The sequence below is a fragment of the Pedococcus sp. P1_H8 genome, from assembly GCF_056405175.1.
Window position 1 is genome coordinate 1 of record NZ_JBFUCP010000496.1, and the last position, 355, is coordinate 355.

Sequence of the window (355 nt, forward strand, 5' to 3'; positions counted from 1 at the left end):
TCGGAGAGCTGCTGGTGCGGTCCGTGCCAGACCAGCAGCCGACCCTCGGCGTCGGCGATCGCCAGGGCCGCGCCACCGGTGAGCTGGCGCAGGTACGGGGCGGCCTCGGCTGCCGAGGTCGCGTCCAGTCCGCGGCGCAGCGGTCGGGCGGCCAGGGACGCGGTGTGCAGGGTGTCGTGCACCGCGCGCTCCGCGGGGGTGGTGAGCGCCTGCCGGGTGCGCAGCCACACCACCACGATGCCGACCACGACGGCCACCGCGACCACCCCCAGCAGGGCGAGAACCGTTGTGCTCACGGGGTCTCCGCGTCCAGCCTGGTCACCAGGGTGCGCGGCGCCACCGTGCGGTACGCGTC

Annotated in this window: 1 pseudogene; it reads right to left on the reverse strand. The window is 75.8% G+C overall.

Annotated elements, in window-relative coordinates:
• Positions 1–296: pseudogene (locus AC1DYG_RS21025) on the reverse strand (sensor histidine kinase); the annotation flags it as partial.
• Between the last annotated feature and the right edge of the window lie 59 nt (positions 297–355).